Below are 16,520 nucleotides of genomic sequence, written 5' to 3'. Positions count from 1 at the left end.
CTAGGTGCGAATGTGCCCGTCGCCGGTCACCACGTACTTGGTGGAGGTCAGCTCCGGCAGGCCCATCGGTCCCCGGGCGTGCAGCTTCTGGGTGGAGATGCCGATCTCGGCACCGAAGCCGAACTCGCCACCGTCGGTGAACCGGGTGGAGGCGTTGACCATCACCGCCGCCGAGTCGACCCGGGCCACGAATTCCCGGGCAGCCACCGCCGAGTCGGTGACGATCGCCTCGGTGTGCCCTGATCCGTACCGCCGGATGTGCCCGACCGCGTCGGCGAGCGAGTCGACGACGGCGGCCGAGATGTCCGCGGAGAGGTATTCGGTCCCGAAATCCTCCTCGCTCACCGGCACGACCGCGTCGGAGTAGGCCCGCACCCGCTCGTCGCCGTGCACGGTCACGCCGGCCTCGGCGAACGCGGCCAGCACGGCCGGCAGGAACACGTCGGCGATGTCGGCGTGCACCAGCAGGGACTCTGCCGTGTTGCAGGTCGACAGGCGCTGGGTCTTGGCGTTGAGGGTGACCGCCACCGCCTTCTGCAGGTCGGCGGCGGCGTCCACGTAGACGTGGCAGTTGCCCACCCCGGTCTCGATCACCGGCACGGTCGACTCCTCGACCACCGTCCTGATCAGCGACGCGCCGCCGCGCGGGATCAACACGTCGACCAGCCCTCGGGCCCGCATCAGCTCCTTGACCGAGTCGCGGGACGTGGCGTCCAGCAGTTGGACGGCGTCGGCCGGCAGACCGGCCCCGGCCACCGCGTCGCGCAGCACCGCCACCAGCGCCGCGTTGGAGCGGACCGCCGACGACGAGCCGCGTAGCAGTGCCGCGTTGCCGGACTTGAGACAGATGCCGGCCGCGTCCACGGTCACGTTCGGCCGCGCCTCGTAGATGATTCCGACCACCCCGAACGGCACCCGGATCTGCCGCAGCTCCAGGCCGTTGGGCAGCGTGCTACCGCGTACCACCTCGCCGACCGGGTCGGGCAGCGCCGCCATCTGCCGCAGCGCGTCGGCGATCCCGGCCATCCGCTCGGCGCTCAGCGCCAGCCGGTCCAGGACCGCCGTCGACAGGCCGGCTTCGCGCCCCGCCGCCAGGTCCGCCTCGTTCGCGGTCAGGATCTCCGGGGTACGGGCGACCAGCGCGTCGGCCATCGCGTGCAGCGCGCCGTCCTTGACGGAACGGGTGGCCGTGGCGAGCATGCTCGCCGCCTCGCGGGCCCGCCGCGCCTGCTCCGTGACGCTCATCGTGCTCTCCTTCTCCGGGGATGTCAGGAAGGGCCCCTCCTTCTCGGTTTCTGCGCGAGCCCTTCCTTACAGCAATCTGTACGAGCCCTTACTTACAGCAGGACGAGGTCGTCGCGGTGGACGACCTCACGTTCGTAGGCGGGGCCGAGGGCGGCGGCGAGTTCCCCGGTGGACCGCCCGAGCAGACCGGGTAACTCCACCGCGTCGTAGTTGACCAGCCCTCGGGCCACCGGCGCACCGGTGGTGTCCACCAGGTCGACCGGGTCGCCGGCGGTGAAGGCACCGTCCACGGCGGTGATCCCGGCAGGCAACAACGACTTACGGCGGTCCACCACCGCCTGCACCGCCCCCGGGTCCAGGTGTAGTCGGCCCCGGGGCGAGGTGGCGTGCGCCAACCAGAAGAGCCGGGCCGCCGGCCGCTGTCGTACCCGGTGGAAGTAGGTGCCCACCGGGTGACCGGCGAGGGCCTCGGCGGCCAGCGGTGCGGCGGTCAGCACCACCGGGATGCCGAAGCCGGTGGCGATCCGGGCTGCCTCGACCTTGGTGACCATGCCGCCGGTGCCGACGCCTGCCTTGCCAGCCCGGCCGATCGCGACCCCGGCGAGATCGGCGGCGTCGTGGACCTCCGCGATCCGGCTGGTGCCCGGCTGGGCCGGATCACCGGTGTAGAGCGCGTCCACGTCGGAGAGGAGCACCAGCAGGTCGGCGTGGACCAGGGCGGCGACCAGTGCGGCGAGCCGGTCGTTGTCGCCAAACCGGATCTCGTCGGTGGCGACCGTGTCGTTCTCGTTGACGATCGGTACGGCCCGCAGGTCGAGCAGTTTGCGCAGGGTCCGGTACGCGTTGCGGTAGTGCGCGCGACGGGTGACGTCGTCGACGGTGAGCAGCACCTGCCCGACGGTCAGCCCCTGCCGCGCGAAGCTGGCGGCGTAGTGCCCGATCAGCAGCCCCTGCCCGACGCTGGCGGCGGCCTGCTGGGTGGCCAGGTCCCGGGGACGGCGACGCAGGCCGAGCGGGGCCAGCCCGGCGGCGATCGCCCCGGACGAGACCAGTACGACCTCCCGGCCCTCGGCCACCAGGCCACCGAGTACGCCGGTGAGGGCGTCCATCCGCGCGGTGTCCAGCCCGCCCTCCGTGGTGGTCAGGGACGACGAGCCGACCTTGACCACGATCCGCTGGGCTGCCGTGACTGTTTCCCGCACCCGCCCATTCTGCGTGGTGGGGGCCGGTCCAGGACGCGCACCTCCCACATCGTGGCGGTCGTCCGCGCCCCTGACAGGGGATCTTCGGAGGATTCCGGGGACCTGGAACATGGATGAAACTCAGGTTCATGTCAGTGTCGCCGCCCGTCCGGGACCATGTACTGCCGCGCCGGGTGCACCTCGGCTACGCCTCCGGCTCGCTGGTCACCGGCGCGTTCGGCACCGTGCCCGGGTTGCTGCTGCTGCCGTACCTGACCGACACCATGGGCGTCGCGGCCGGTGTCGCCGCCCTGCTGGTGCTCGGCCCGAAGGCGTGGGACGTGCTGGTGAATCCGATCGCCGGACGGGTCTCCGACCGGACCCGGTCCCGCTGGGGTGCCCGCCGGCCGTACCTCCTGGGGGCGGGGCTCGCCCTGGCGGTGCTCTTCGCGGCCATCTTCGCCGCGCCGTTCGGCACCGGCCCGGGGGCCGGGGCGTACGTCGCCTTCGCCTTCCTGGCCACCGCGACCGCGTTCGCCTTCTTCCAGGTGCCGTACGTGGCGATGCCGGCCGAACTGACCACCGGCTACCAGGAGCGCACCCGGTTGATGACCTGGCGGATCGCGGTGCTGGCGCTGACCATCCTGGTCTCCGGCGCGCTCGCTCCGGCCGTGGTCGCCGCCGGTGGCCAGGGTATTCCGGGTTACCGCTGGATGGGACTGTTCGTGGCCGCGCTGATCGTGCTCGGGACGGTCGGCTCGTTTCTCGGCACGGCAACTCGGTCCGCTTCCGGTGGCGAGGTGGCGACCAGCCGGGACGCGACGGCTGCCGACTGGGACGGGACGGCAACCAGCCGGGACGGGACGGCGGCCGACCGGGACGAGTCGGCCGGGGCGAGTTTTCGGGCCCAGCTCGCGGTTGCGGCCCGAAATCGGCCGTTCCGGGTGCTGCTGATCTGTTTCGTCGTCCAGTCGGCGGGGATCGCCACCATCCTGGCCGGGGTCAACTACTTCGCGGATCACGTCCTGGGTGGCTCCGCCGCCGGCCCGACCGTTCTCTTCGCCTGTTTCGTCGGGCCAGCTCTGCTGGTGATGCCGGTCTGGAGCCGGGTGGGGGCCCGGCTCGGCAAGCTACCGGCCTTCTGCTGGGCCTCCGCGATCTTCGCGGTGGGGGCACTCGCCCTGGTCGTCGCGCCGATGCTGCCGCCGGTCGCGGTCTACGCGCTGGTCGCCGCCATCGGCTGCGGTTACGCCGGGCAGCAGGTGTTCGCGCTGGCCATGCTGCCGGACTGCATCGCGTACGACGCGGCGCGTACCGGCCGGCGACAGGCGGGCGTCTTCACCGGGCTGTGGACGGCGGGGGAGACCTTCGGCCTGGCCCTCGGCCCGGGGATCTACGGGCTGGTCCTCCAGATCTCCGGGTACGCCTCGTCGGCCACCGGTACGACGGCGGTGCAGTCCGACTCGGCCCGGCTGGGGGTGCTGCTCGGCTTCACCGTGCTGCCCGCCGTGCTGGTCGGGTTCGCGGTGCTGCTGCTGCGCGGCTACGACCTGACCGCCGAGCGGCTCGCCGAGGCGGAACGGATGGCAGCGGAACGGATGGCAGCGGAACGGATGGCAGCGGCCGAGCGGAGTCCCGGCGCGCCGGCGGCTGAGCGGGTCAGCGAGTGATCTCCGACCGGGCTGACGGTACGGTGACCGCCATGATCGAGGCGTTGCCCGCGCGGGGCGTACCGGTGGAACAGGTGCTGGCCGAGATTCGCGGGCTGCGCGCCGCGGACCGACCGACCCACGGCGGGCGGCTCTTCGCCTATGTCTACGACCCGGCGGTGGCCGGGCTGGACGACCTGGCGATGTCGGCGTACGCGCTCTCGGCGCACGTCAACGGGCTCGACCCGACCGCCTTTCCGTCGCTGCTGGCGATGGAGAACGCCCTGGTCGGGGCGGCGGCCCGGGTGCTCGGCGGCGGCCCGGACACGACCGCGCCGGACGTGGTGGGGAGCGTGACCAGCGGCGGTACGGAGTCGCTGATCCTGGCCGTCAAGGCGGCCAGGGACGCCCGACCGGAAGTGGCCCGGCCCCGGCTGGTGGCCCCGGCGACGGCGCATGCCGCGTTCGCGAAGGCAGCCCACTACCTGGGGGTGGCGCTCGACCTGGTGCCGGTGTCGCCGGAGACGTTGCGTCCCGAGGTGGCCGACATCGCGGTGGCGATCGGGCCGGAGACCGTGCTGGTGGCGTGCTCCGCGCCGTCGTACGCCCACGGGGTGGTGGACCCGGTCGGCCAGATCGCGGCGGTCGCGGCGGCGGCGGGGGTGCGCTGTCACGTGGACGCCTGCTTCGGCGGCTGGACCCTGCCCTACCTGCGTCGGCTCGGGTTCGACGGGCCGGCGTTCGACTTCTCCGTGCCCGGGGTCACCTCGATCTCGGTGGATCTGCACAAGTACGCCTACGTCCCGAAGGGTGTGTCGGTGCTGTTGCACCGGGACGCCGGGCTACGCCGGCCGCAGTACTTCGCCTCGGCTGACTGGCCGGGCTACACGATGATCAACCCGGGCATCGCCTCGACCCGCTCGGGTGGGCCGGTCGCCGCCGCCTACGCCACCCTGCGGCACCTCGGCGACGAGGGCTATCTGCGGCTCGCCGAGCAGACCCTCGGTGCGGTACGGGGACTCGCCGACGCGGTACGCGAAGTGCCGGGGCTGCGGTTGATGGCCGAGCCGGAGTCGACCGTGGTCTGCTTCACGAGCACGGATGCCGAGTTGGACCTCTTCGTCCTCGCCGACGAGCTGACCGCCCGGGGTTGGCACACCCAGCCCCAGTTGGCGTACGCCGACCTGCCGGCCAGCATTCACCTGACGGTGACCGCCTCGGTGGCACCCCGGGTGGCGGAGTTCGGGCCGGACCTGGCGGCTGCGGCGGCGGACGCCCGCAAGCTCGGTCCGGTGCGGCTGCCCGACGAGATGCGCGCGCTGGCCACCACCCTCACCCCGGACATGCTCACCCCCGAGTTGGTCGCCGGCCTGGCCGGTGGGATCGGTCTCGGTGCCGCCGGCAGTGGCGGTCCCGATTCGACTGGCGGGCCCACGCCCGAGCGGATGGCGACGGTGAACACGCTGCTCGACGCCGCCCCGCCGGCGTTGCGGGAACGACTACTGGTCGAGTTCTTCAGCCTGTTGCAGCGCCCGACCTGGGCCTGACCGATTCGGATCGGGAGGGGTCGATGACCCCGGAGGAGTACGTCGAAACCGTGCTCGCCTGCGTCGAGGCGATCCCGCCGGGGCGGGTGGCCTCGTACGGGGCGATCGCCGACCATCTGGCGGAGCGGTCCGGTCGAACGTCGTCCCGACTGGTCGGCTCGATCATGGCTCGGCACGGCGGCGGGGTGCCCTGGCATCGGGTGGTCAACGCCGCCGGCCGGCTGCCACCTGGCCATGAACGGGAGGCGCGGGCGCGCCTGATGGCGGAGGGCATCGTGTTCCGCAGCGAGCGGGTCGACATGTCTCGCTACGCCTGGTGGCCTGCCGAGGCTGCCGATCGGCCGTGACGGGTGGGGTGGCCAACCTCTGATCCATCGATGATTGTTTGTCCGTAGGTATTTACTGTTAAGAATCCTTACTTTAACTTGGGAGCAACTTGCCGATTCAAGTCGAGTGAGGAGTCCCGTCATGCGAAGACCGCTCGTTCTTTCGTTCCTGACCGTGGCCGCCGTCGTGGGAAGCGCCCTGGTGGTGGCCTCGCCCGCGCAGGCACACGGGTACGTGTCATCCCCGCCCAGCCGGCAGGCACTCTGTGCACAGGGCCGGGTGGCGAACTGCGGCGAGATCCGGTGGGAGCCGCAGAGTGTCGAAGGCCCCAAGGGGCTGCGCAGCTGTAGCGGTGGTAACAGCCGGTTCGCCCAGTTGGACGACGAGAGCAAGGGCTGGCCCGCCACCTCGGTGGGCGGCGGCTCTGCCACGTTCAGCTGGGTGCTGACCGCCCGGCACGCCACCAGCACCTGGGAGTACTACATCGGCAGCCAGCGGATCGCGCTGTTCAACGACGGCGGTCGCCAACCCGGGGCCACCGTCACCCACCAGGTGAACCTCGGCGGCTACACCGGACGGCAGAAGGTCCTGGCCATCTGGAACATCGCCGACACGGCGAACGCCTTCTACGCCTGCGTCGACGTGCAGATCGGCGGCGGGCCGAACCCGACCCCCACCGTTACGCCTACGTCCACGCCCGATCCGAACCCGACCTCCCCGCCGCCGACCGGCGGCACCTGGAGTGCCGGCACCGCCTACCAGGTTGGCAGCGCCGTCACCTACGGCGGCACCACCTACCGCTGCCGACAGGCGCACACCGCTATCCCCGGCTGGGAACCTCCGAACGTTCCATCCCTCTGGCAGCAGCTCTGACCAGCATCGCGGGTCCGCGTCCGGTCGCTGGCACTGCACGAGCCGGCAGCCTACGAGCTGGCGCCGTGTGAGCCAGCCGGCCCAGGCGCGGACCCGCACCCTTCCCGACCGGACCTGCACCCTTCCCGACCGGGCCGGCTCGCGCCCGACGACGAGACGCCGGAGATCCACGACATGACCCGTTACCGTCGTAGCCTGCTCGCCGCGAGCCTCCTACTGCTCACCGGCTGCGGCAGCGCCACCGCGCCCACCCCACCGACCAGCACCCCGCCGGAAGCATCGCCCGCCCCGACCGCCGTCGTCTCGGCCATCGGAGAGTTCAACGCCGCCGACGTGATGTTCCTCCAGATGATGGTCACCCATCATGAGCAGGGAATCGAGCTGGTACGGCTCGCCGAGACCCGGGCCCAGCGACCGGAGCTGAAGATCCTGGCCGCCGCCATCGACGTCACCCAGTCCGCCGAACGGGACACGATGCAGGGCTGGCTACGTGACTGGGGTCGTCCGACCTCGGCGGATCCGAACGCACATGCGCACGCTGACCACGGTGGCATGCCGGCCACCGGCCCCGAGGAGATCGCCGCCCTGCGGCAGCTCAGCGGAGCCGAATTCGACAGGACCTTCCTCAACCTGATGACCGGGCACCAGCATGGGGCCGTGGAGTTGGCCCGTACCGAGATCCGGCTCGGGGTGCATCAGCAGTCCCGGGAGTTGGCCCGGCGGATCGACCTGTCGCGTACCGCCCAGATCGACCAGATGCTCGAACTGCTTGCTTGACGTCGGGCGGGATGTTGCCCGACCCCGGTCGGGACGCGTGCCGAATCCACCCTTCCCACCGCTGTGGTTCACTGTCGGTTGGCAGACCGAAGGGGGACGACCGTGCAGCTGCCGGGAGTGTTGGGGGAGCCGATCCGGTTCGTGCTCAACTGGGGTCGGCGCTACTCGCTGTGGGTCTTCAACTTTGGGCTCGCCTGCTGCGCGATCGAGTTCATCGCCGCCAGCATGGGCCGGCACGACTTCATCCGACTGGGCGTGATCCCGTTCGCCCACGGACCACGTCAGGCCGACCTGATGGTGGTATCCGGCACCGTCACCGACAAGATGGCCCCGGCCATCAAGCGGCTCTACGACCAGATGCCCGAGCCGAAGTACGTCATCTCGTTCGGTGCCTGCTCCAACTGCGGCGGCCCGTACTGGGACTCGTACTCGGTCACCAAGGGCGTCGACCAGATCATCCCGGTCGACGTCTACGTTCCGGGTTGCCCGCCTCGTCCCGAGGCGCTGCTGCACGGCATCCTGCGGCTCCAGGAGAAGATCGCCGCCGAGCAGTCCGGGATCGGTGGGGTGCCCCGACCGGATCCGCTCGCCTCCCCGGCGGACCAGCCGACCGACCAGCCAGCCGAAGCGCGTAGCGTCGAATCGCTGACCGCGCCCCTGGTTCGGCCGCCCGCCACCAACCCGTCCGCCTGAGCTGCGCGCTGCCCATCCGCCTGATCGATCAGCGCAGCGCCATTCATCCGCCTGAGCTGCGCGCCGCTCGTCCGCCTGATCGATCAGCGCAGCGCCAGCGGGGCGAGCCAGCCCCGGCTGGTCGGCCCATCCGCGAGCAGCACGGCCAGGGTGCCGGCGGTGCCGGCGAGCATGGTTGCCCCGGCACGGGTCGAGTCGTACCAGCCGGGCAACCGTTCGACTATGCGGTCCCGCAGATGCTCGGCCAGGGTGCCAGCGCCCGCCAGCCCGTCGTGGTCGGCGAAGGCGCGGGCCACCGCGTACGACCCGGGTGCGCCGTGACAGAGGCTGAGCTGCGCGTCAGCAGACTCGGCGCGCAGGTAGTAGTCGTCGTCCCAGGCGGCGCAGAGCGAGGCCATGCTGAACCGGGCGACCTCGGAGACGGTCGGATCGTCCAGCACCCGGGCGGCCTCGGCCAACTGCCACGCTACGCCGGGAGCGCCGTAACACCAGGCCTGCCGGCGGGGATCGGTGGTGGCGGCCGTCTCGTCACTGCCCCGTCGCCAGGTGAGCACCCCGCGCCCGTCACGGATCGCCGACCGGCAGAGATGTCCGGCCAGCCGGGCGACCACCTCGGTCACCTCGTCCCGCTCGGCTCCGCAAACCACGGGATGCGCGGCGACCAGGGCGGCGAGGATCCCAGGTACGCCATGGGCCAGACCGTGGTTGAGCTGACCGACGTTCCAGCGCAGCCGGGAATCGGGCTCCCGGGCGCTGTGTCGTAGCCCGGCCAACCCCGGTCCGGTGCAGAGGCGCAGCAGGTAGTGCAGCCCCGGTCGCAGGTGCTCGGGGCGAGGATCCGGGCTGGCCGTCAACGCGAGCACCGCGCCGGCGACCCCGTTGACCAGGTCGTAGTCCACGGCCAGCGGTCCGTCGGGATGGGGCTCTTGTCGACACCACGCGACGAGCCGGTCCCGGGACAGCTGCGCCACTGTACGCAGTCGCGGCTCCACAGCACAGGCGTGTCCCAGACCGACGACCAGGCTGGCCAGCCCGTCCCCGTACAACCGGGCCGCCGCCACCCCGCCCCGACGCTGGGCCACCCAGGTCAGCACAGCTCTCCGGGCGGTCACCCCGATCGTCGGGTCGATGTCGGCCGCCGGAGTCGACTCGACCGTGGTTACCAGCCGGGCCAGCAGGGGAATGCCCCAGTCGGCCCGGGCCGCGACCTCCTGGGCGGCGGACGTCTGCTGGGCGGCGGTGGTGAGGGTGCGGCGGGCCAGCGCGTACCCGATGGGGTCGACGGCAGAGCGCACGGCGGACCTCTCGCGATGGGTGGTTCCGGTGCGTCCCGGCAGAGGACGCACCGGAACCAGGGACATCAGAAGGTGTGGCAGCTACCCATCCCGCAGCAGCTGTTGTTCGTCAGCCCGTTGGCCGCCTCCGGGGTCAACTCCCGCAGTTCCTGGAAGTCGACCTCCAACTCGGCGATCAGGCTGTCCACATCGTCGAGCCGCAGCTCAGCGGTTCCGAACTGGTCCATGGGGCACCATCCTCTGGTCGGGCGGTGGGTTCTCCGTCGGTACCGGTCGGTCCGGCGGAGCCTCCGGCGAGGGGCCGGGAGGTCGGTGGATCCGTGCGGCGACCAGTCCGGCCGCCGCGTCGGCGGTGGTGTCGAAGGGCACCCGGAATATCAACTCGGCCAGGCTCCCACCGTCGACCGGCGTCGCCTCGTCGCGTACGGGCAACTGGTCCGGCGCTGGCAGTAGTTCGCTGACGAGCAGCGCCGGGTGTCCGGCCGGCAGCCGGTCCAGCACCCGGGGGGCCCGTACGCTCTCCAGGTCGACGGTGGTCGGCTCGTCGTGCGGACTGGTGACGACCGTGACCCAACGGGGCAGGTCAAGTCGGTGGCGCAGTCGCACCAGAGTTCGCATCCGGTCGACCAGCGGCTCGTCGGGATGGCCAGCATCGGCTCGACTGATCCGCCACTGTGCCGGGGTCAGCACCAGTCGGCCGCCACCAACGGTGATCCGGGGTACGTAGTTCCGGTCCGGCCATGCGGGAAGTGAGTGGGTCAGGGGCCGCCAGGCACGCCGGTCGGTCTGCGGTGATGCGCCCAGAAGCAGGGCCCGGATGACGTCCCACGGGGGACGGGGCACTCGGGCGGTGTGCATGACCGGCCAGATCTGCCGGCCTTCGGCTTCGGCGATCACCCGTCCGTCGGTGACGCGCAGCGTGATGGCGGACAGCGGCAGGTAGGTCGTCGGTCGTCGTGCCCCGTCCGGGAAGTAGCCGGTCTGGTCCGGGTCACCGGTCCAGAGCCGCGTGTAGCCGGGGCGACGTACGGCGTTGGCCGCCATTGTGGACATCGGTGGGATGAGCAGTTCGACGAAGGGCACGTCGGTGAGGTCGTCGAGTCGATTCAGGAATCGCCGGTACGCCTCGGCGTGGGGCAGATCTGCGCCCAGATGCCGTAGCGCGGGGAGGAACCGGGCGTCCAGCACCCCGGCCGGGGCGAGGTCCGCCAGCAGCGCAACCGGCCCGGAATGGTCGGGTATGGCTGGCACTGGCCTGGAGCGGTCGGCTACGGGTGTTACTGGCCTGGAGTGGTCGGACACCGTCCGGCTGGCGATGGGTCGCAGCAGGACGTCCACTGGCCAGTCGACCGGCTGCTCGGGCGCGCCGCACCGGTCGAGCGTTGCCGGCCCGAGGTCGATCCCGTCCCCGTCGACCCGAGCGGCGCCATTCGGCAGCCGTGCGTCGATCCACCGGAAGAGTCGGGCGTAGCCGGAGTCTGCGTCGCGAGGTACCGGCCAGTCGTGTCGGTGGTCACCGTGCCCGCTGAAGCCGCTGTCGTCCTCCTCGACGCACTCCGCGACGACGTCCAACAGCCGCCGCGGCTTCTCGGTCAGGGCTCGTGGGAGGGCGGGCGGTGTGGCAGGGCTGTCCGAGCCGGCCAGCGCCATCACCCGTAGCGCCTGGCCGATCAGTTCGGAGAGTTCGCTCGCGTACGCCCGGCCCAGGTCACCGGCTGGCTGCCGGTAGACGTCGACGAACGCCGGGGCAGCGGCCAGATCCGGGTTGGCCGGTAACTGGTTCGGGTTGGCCGGCAGCTGGAACGCCGCCACCGGCTGCCATCCGGTGTATCTCGGCTGTGGGGCGGCACCCAGTTGCAGCGCGCCGACCTCGACCAGGTGCGCGAGGAACCGGCGTAGGGCGTCCCGCCGGTCCGGATCCCTGCCGGCCAGCGCGTCGACGAGTCGTACGACCGGGCGGGGCCCGCTGTCGAGCAGTGACCACACCGCGTCCAGGACGGCGCTGCGGCGCAGGCGGACCGCCACGAGCCGGCTGCGCTGCTTGTCCCGGCTGTGCCGCTTGCCATGTTCGGGCTGCTCACCATGGCTGTGCTGCTTGCCGTGTTCGGGCTGCTCACCATGGCCGTGCTGCTCGGTATCGACCAGCCAGACCGCCACCTGCCCGACGTCCTGCCAGCTCAGTGGGGCGATGGCGACCGTCTCCCCATCGTCGGCAAGCACCGTCGCCGAGGTTGCCCGTAGTTTGCGGAACTCGTCCAGGTTGTCGACGATTTCAGTGGCCGCGAGGTCCCGTACGACGATCGCCTTGCCGGCCAGCCAGCCGGTGGCACCGGTCTCGCTGACCGGAAGCGGGCCGACATGCGCGAGCCAACCCCGGGGCGTGGCCCGCGCGCTGCCCCGGGTGAGCATCCGCCACAGGTACTCGCTGCGTTGACGCATCCGTTTGGTCGTCCACGGCTCACCTCGGACCACCCGGCGGGAGATCTCCTCGAAGATGGCCACGTCCCCGTGCCGCAGCGTGTGTCGGCCGGCGGGATGCTCGTGCAGGATCCGCCAGGGCAGGTCCAGTAACCGGGCCTCCTCCGCTGCCACCGAGCCTTCGATGGCGTGGCCGGCGTGACGTAGTGCGTCGGCAGCGGCGTGCGTCTCGCGTAGCGCCTCGGCCAGGCCGGAGTCAGGCAGGAGTTCCACGGCGAGGTCAGCCAGGCCGGTGGAGCTGGCCGGGACTGGGTCACCTCGGTGCAGCGCTCGCCGGACCCGCAGGGCGGTGCCCCGCTGGGCGCGGTGGAGCCCGGGATGCGGTACGAGCAGGTCACCGAGTTGTTTGGCGACCTGCCTGGCCCGCTCCTGGTAGATGGCAGTGTCCCGGTCCCACTCGGCGAGGCGGGTGGCGAGCTGTGGATCGCCGCCCTGGGCGAGCGCTGACAGCGGCAGTCCAGCCATTCGTAGCAACACCGACCCACCGAGGATCGGTGCGGTGGTCACCGTGGGCGTGGTCATGGTCGGCTGGTCCGGTCGGCCAGTGCGGCGGCGACCAGCGCCTGGGTGAGCGCCGACAGTCGACCCCGGTTCCAGTGGAAGATCGTGACGAAGGCGGCGGCCTCCCGTTCCCCGATCAACGCCCCCGGCCCCGCGAAGTAGTCGGTGTGCCACTGCTCGGCCATCGTGCGGACCGTGTCGCCCCACCGGTCCACCAACTCCAGCGCGGGTGCGGGCAGGCTGTTGCGTAGCTGGTCCGGCTCGGCCCACATCGTGCGGATGGCGCCACCGACCGAGCGCACCTTCTCCGGGTCGATGGCCTGGGGGACCATCCGGTGGGCCTGTCGTCTGATCCGCTCCCACACTTCCAGGTCCTCCCAGCCGGCGATGCGTAGGCCGTTGAGGAGCTGACGGACCAGCGCGAGGGAGAATGCCCAGGCTGAGGGGGGCTCGGCGAGTTGGTGGTAACCCAGCCAGGCCCGTGCGTCGGCGGTGAAGATCTGATGGACGTACGGCATCGCGGCTGGCCCGCCGAAGAGCAGTTGCTCCGGCTCGTAGATGCCGGGGGTCAGCTGGTCGAGGTGGGTACGGAGCCGGTCCAGCCGGGTGTGGAGCGCGTCGTGTAGTGGTTGGTGCTGGCCGGTCGCGGTCTCGAAGCGTATCCGCAGCCCCGGCGGCTTGTGCATGAAGAAGAAGTTGGTGGCGATCTGCTTGTCGAGTAGTTCGGTGGCGATTTCGTCCAGTCCGGCGTAGACCACCGACCATCGGTGCGCCCCGGGCGCAATACCGACCTGTACCCAGTCCCGACTCGACTCAGGTGCGCGCAGCGCCGCCAGTCCACCGGCGAGAAACGTCTCCGTGTGGTCGCCGAGCACCGGGCTGAGCAGCGTACGGAGTTCGTCCAGCCGGGCAACCGGTAACCGTATTCCGGCGGGTCCAATGAGCAGGTCGGCCATTACACCTCCCGATGGGTATCGGGGAGTGTATATATCTGCCGACCCAATTTCTAGGGGCGCAAATTATCGCCGTATCCGGTAAAAGTCCGGGAGTTAGGAAGGGCCCCTTGTCATCGGGGCGGATTCTGCCGGTAAAGGGGCCCTTCTGACAGAAAAGCGGTTTAGGGCTGGGTGAAGTCGACTACGACCTTGATGTCCTCGCCGCTCGGCGTGTACGCCTCCGCGTACGCCGAAACCGGCAGGCGGCGGGTGATGAGCGCGGCGAGCCATTGCGCATCGGCAGCGGCCAGCGCCTCGGAGGCCATGTCCCAGTGTTGCCGGTTTGCATTGATCGACCCGAAGACGACATTGTTCTCCAGCACCAGTTCCCGGTTCAGTGCACCGGCGTCCAGGTCGATCATGCGTCCGCCGCTGGAGACACCGGTCAGGCAGACGATTCCGGTAGGCGCGGCCTTCTGCATCACGCCCAGTACGACCACCGGCGCGCCCGTGCATTCGAGGGTGACGTCCGGCTCGAAGTCCAGGTCGGTCACGTTGCCGGTGTGGTAGGTGGCGCCCAGCGCACCGACGAGTTGGGGCTTGGGGCCACCGGTGGCGCGGTCCAGGACGTGCACGGTGAGCCCGCGTTGACTGGCGAGCAGGGCGGCCAGCAGGCCGATCGGCCCGGCCCCGGTGACCAGGGCGGTCTGCGGTTTCCACGCCGCCCGCTGACCGATCCGCTCGATGTGCGCCCAGGCCTTCGCGACCACGCTGGTGGGTTCGAGCAGCACCCCCACCTGCGCCAGGTTCGGGTCGAGTCGTACCGCGAACTTTGGTGGGACGCGCCAACGGTCCCGGGCGAAGCCTGGCAGCCCCTTGATGCCGTGTTCGGTGTAGAGCCCGTTGCGGCACATGTCCCACTCGCCGACCGCGCAGTTGGGGCAGGGTACGGGATCCGGGTAGCGGACGATGCCGGCCACCAGGTCACCCGGCTCGAACGTGCCGGTGGGGTCCTCGATCACCCGCCCGAGCGACTCGTGGCCGATCACCAGGGTCGTCGAGCCGGGCGTCGGCTCACCGTACTGGCCGGAGATGATCTCGTGGTCGGTGCCGCAGATGCCGACCGACAGCGCCTCGACGAGCACCGAGCCCTCGTCGGTGGGCGGCTCCGGATGATCGTCTACGAGTCGCAGCGAGTCCGGGGTTCCCGGTCTGACCGTCAAGGCACGCATACCGGAGATTCTTCCCCGCCCGACCGCACGCCGCGTCCGAATCCGTACAGTTCTCGGGTCGATCGGGTTGGCTGACGGCCCCATCGACTCGCATCGTCATCCGTCCCGACCTGCATCGTCATCCGCCTCGACTCGTATCGTCATCCGCCGCCGGGCGGTCGACGGTGTCCCGGTCGTATCCGGGTGGTCATAGGATCGGCGGCATGACGCCGGAAGAGGTCGGAGCGCGGCTGGGATCGTTGCTCGCGGAGACGGACGTGACGGTCGGACTGTCCGGTGGGCAGACGTACGCCCGCGCGACCGTCGACGTACCGCCGGACAGCTGGCGGCCGGCGCTGCTGGCCGCCCGGGACGACACCGAACTGGCCTGCGACTTCTTCGACTGGCTCTCGGCGGTCGACGAGCTGGCCGACGGCTTCGACGTGGTGGCCCACCTGTGGTCGACCACCCGACGGCACGGAGTGCTGATCCGGACCCGGATCCCCCGCTCCGACGCCCGGGTCCGTTCCGTGGTGGACGTCTTCCCCGGCGCGTCCTGGCACGAGCGGGAGACGTACGAGATGTTCGGCATCGAATTCGACGGGCACCCGGACCTCAAACCGCTCCTGCTGCCCCCGGAGTTCGAGGGGCACCCGCTACGCAAGGAGTTCGTGCTCGCCTCCCGGGTGGCCAAACCCTGGCCGGGGGCAAAGGAGCCGGGCGAGTCCGAGGCGGGCGGGAGCCGCCGGCAGGCGATGCGGCCGCCAGGCGTGCCCGCCCCGGGTGAGTGGGGCGGTGCCTGATGCCGGTCTGGTTGGAGTTGACCATCCGGATCGTCGGCGTCGTCGCGGCGTTCCTGGTCCTGCCGCTGGTGGTGGGGCAGACCGAACACAAGGTGATGGCGCACATGCAGGGCCGGCTCGGCCCGATGTACGCCGGGGGTTTCCACGGTTGGGCCCAGCTCATCGCCGACGGACTGAAGTTCGTGCAGAAGGAGGACGTCACGCCCCGGGAGGCGGACCGGCCGGTGTTCCGGCTCGCGCCGGTGGTCGCGCTGGTGCCGTACCTGCTGGCCCTGCTGGTCATTCCGCTCGGGCCGGGTGACCTGGTGGGGCAGCCGTTGGACATCGGCTTGTTCTTCGTGCTCGCCGTGGTCGGGGTGGGCGTGGTGGCGGTGCTGATGTCGGCCTGGGCGTCGGCCAACAAGTACAGCCTGCTCGGTGGCCTGCGTGGGGCCGCGCAGCTGCTCGGCTACGAGCTGCCGTTCGTACTGGCGGCGGCCAGTGTGGCGATGGCCGCCGGCACGTTGAGCCTCTCCGGCATCGTCGAGGCCTGGCAGCCCTGGTGGCTGCTCTGGCAGGCCCCGGCGATGATCGTCTTCTTCGTCGCCGGACTGGCCGAGATCCGCCGCCCGCCGTTCGACATGCCGGTCGCCGATTCCGAACTGGTCGCCGGCTACATGACCGAGTACACCGGGCTGCGGTTCGCGTTCCTTCTCCTCGCCGAGTACGTCGGCATCGTGGTGATCTCCGCGTTGACCACCGTGCTCTTCCTCGGCGGTTGGCAGGGGCCGTTCGGCGACGAGTACCTGGGTTGGCTGTGGACCCTACTCAAGGTGTTCGCGGTGGCCTTCGTGATCATCTGGTTCCGGGTGACCTACCCCCGGCTCCGCGAGGACCAGCTACAGCGGCTGTGCTGGCTGGTCCTGGTGCCGGTGGCACTGGGCCAGTTGGTGCTCACCGCCGCCGTCCGCGTCGCCCTCCCGGGTTGATGTCGCTGGTTGATGTCGCCCTCCCTGGTTGATCAAG

The 16,520-nt window shown here is 70.9% G+C and carries 15 protein-coding genes; 8 read left to right on the top strand and 7 right to left on the bottom strand.

The genetic code is table 11. From position 1 onward, the window contains the following. Window positions 1–1,245 carry a glutamate-5-semialdehyde dehydrogenase gene (locus tag FHR38_RS10010; protein ID WP_184534408.1) on the bottom strand — a complete coding sequence of 415 codons (1,245 nt, stop codon included), beginning with the start codon at window positions 1,243–1,245 and terminating at the stop codon, window positions 1–3. A 92-nt stretch (window positions 1,246–1,337) separates the two neighbouring features. Next, entirely contained in the window at window positions 1,338–2,447 is a 1,110-nt protein-coding gene (gene proB, locus FHR38_RS10005; RefSeq protein WP_184534407.1) for a glutamate 5-kinase, read from the bottom strand. Window positions 2,448–2,575: 128 nt separating this feature from the next. On the opposite strand from proB, the gene FHR38_RS10000 reads away from it, so the two are divergent. The 6 genes from FHR38_RS10000 to FHR38_RS09975 all read left to right on the top strand — a co-directional run bounded on the left by FHR38_RS10000 (window position 2,576) and on the right by FHR38_RS09975 (window position 8,292). Next, a complete protein-coding gene (locus FHR38_RS10000; protein ID WP_246446411.1) occupies window positions 2,576–4,096 on the top strand; it encodes an MFS transporter in 1,521 nt (506 codons plus the stop codon). Window positions 4,097–4,128: 32 nt separating this feature from the next. Continuing rightward, window positions 4,129–5,622 (top strand): pyridoxal phosphate-dependent decarboxylase family protein, encoded by a 1,494-nt coding sequence (locus tag FHR38_RS09995; RefSeq protein ID WP_184534405.1) that lies wholly within the window; start codon window positions 4,129–4,131, stop codon window positions 5,620–5,622. 23 nt (window positions 5,623–5,645) lie between these two features. Next, a complete protein-coding gene (locus tag FHR38_RS09990; protein ID WP_184534404.1) occupies window positions 5,646–5,969 on the top strand; it encodes an MGMT family protein in 324 nt (107 codons plus the stop codon). 121 nt (window positions 5,970–6,090) lie between these two features. Further along, a complete protein-coding gene (locus FHR38_RS09985; RefSeq protein ID WP_184534403.1) occupies window positions 6,091–6,822 on the top strand; it encodes a lytic polysaccharide monooxygenase in 732 nt (243 codons plus the stop codon). Window positions 6,823–6,996: 174 nt separating this feature from the next. Continuing rightward, window positions 6,997–7,599: a DUF305 domain-containing protein gene (locus tag FHR38_RS09980; protein ID WP_184534402.1), complete on the top strand. Its 603-nt coding sequence runs from the start codon at window positions 6,997–6,999 to the stop codon at window positions 7,597–7,599. Window positions 7,600–7,701: 102 nt separating this feature from the next. Then, window positions 7,702–8,292 carry an NADH-quinone oxidoreductase subunit B gene (locus FHR38_RS09975; RefSeq protein WP_184534401.1) on the top strand — a complete coding sequence of 197 codons (591 nt, stop codon included), beginning with the start codon at window positions 7,702–7,704 and terminating at the stop codon, window positions 8,290–8,292. Window positions 8,293–8,375: 83 nt separating this feature from the next. Here FHR38_RS09975 and FHR38_RS09970 read toward each other — a convergent pair whose 3' ends face one another. The 5 genes from FHR38_RS09970 to FHR38_RS09950 all read right to left on the bottom strand — a co-directional run bounded on the left by FHR38_RS09970 (window position 8,376) and on the right by FHR38_RS09950 (window position 14,733). Beyond that, window positions 8,376–9,587, bottom strand: a complete 1,212-nt coding sequence (locus tag FHR38_RS09970; RefSeq protein ID WP_184534400.1) for a lanthionine synthetase LanC family protein — start codon at window positions 9,585–9,587, stop codon at window positions 8,376–8,378. 65 nt (window positions 9,588–9,652) lie between these two features. Next, complete coding sequence (locus tag FHR38_RS09965) at window positions 9,653–9,814, bottom strand: hypothetical protein (protein WP_184534399.1); 162 nt, start codon at window positions 9,812–9,814, stop codon at window positions 9,653–9,655. Beyond that, window positions 9,792–12,587, bottom strand: coding sequence for a lantibiotic dehydratase (locus FHR38_RS09960; RefSeq protein WP_184534398.1), 2,796 nt, complete (start codon window positions 12,585–12,587; stop codon window positions 9,792–9,794). The genes FHR38_RS09965 and FHR38_RS09960 overlap by 23 nt, the downstream gene beginning before the upstream one ends. Further along, window positions 12,584–13,522, bottom strand: coding sequence for a thiopeptide-type bacteriocin biosynthesis protein (locus FHR38_RS09955; RefSeq protein WP_184534397.1), 939 nt, complete (start codon window positions 13,520–13,522; stop codon window positions 12,584–12,586). Before FHR38_RS09955 ends, FHR38_RS09960 begins: the two co-directional genes overlap by 4 nt. A 161-nt stretch (window positions 13,523–13,683) precedes the next feature. Next, window positions 13,684–14,733, bottom strand: coding sequence for a glucose 1-dehydrogenase (locus tag FHR38_RS09950; protein ID WP_184534396.1), 1,050 nt, complete (start codon window positions 14,731–14,733; stop codon window positions 13,684–13,686). Window positions 14,734–14,936: 203 nt separating this feature from the next. Between FHR38_RS09950 and FHR38_RS09945 the strand changes: the two genes are divergently transcribed. Beyond that, window positions 14,937–15,515 (top strand): NADH-quinone oxidoreductase subunit C, encoded by a 579-nt coding sequence (locus tag FHR38_RS09945; RefSeq protein ID WP_184534395.1) that lies wholly within the window; start codon window positions 14,937–14,939, stop codon window positions 15,513–15,515. Beyond that, window positions 15,515–16,483, top strand: coding sequence for an NADH-quinone oxidoreductase subunit NuoH (gene nuoH, locus FHR38_RS09940; RefSeq protein ID WP_184534394.1), 969 nt, complete (start codon window positions 15,515–15,517; stop codon window positions 16,481–16,483). The genes FHR38_RS09945 and nuoH overlap by 1 nt, the downstream gene beginning before the upstream one ends. The last annotated feature ends 37 nt before the right edge of the window (window positions 16,484–16,520 follow it).

Origin of the sequence: Micromonospora polyrhachis (assembly GCF_014203835.1) — a bacterium.
Taxonomy (GTDB): Bacteria; Actinomycetota; Actinomycetes; order Mycobacteriales; family Micromonosporaceae; genus Micromonospora_H; species Micromonospora_H polyrhachis.
The sequence above is the reverse complement of the archived record's forward strand: the minus strand, read 5'-3'. Positions and strand labels throughout refer to the sequence as shown.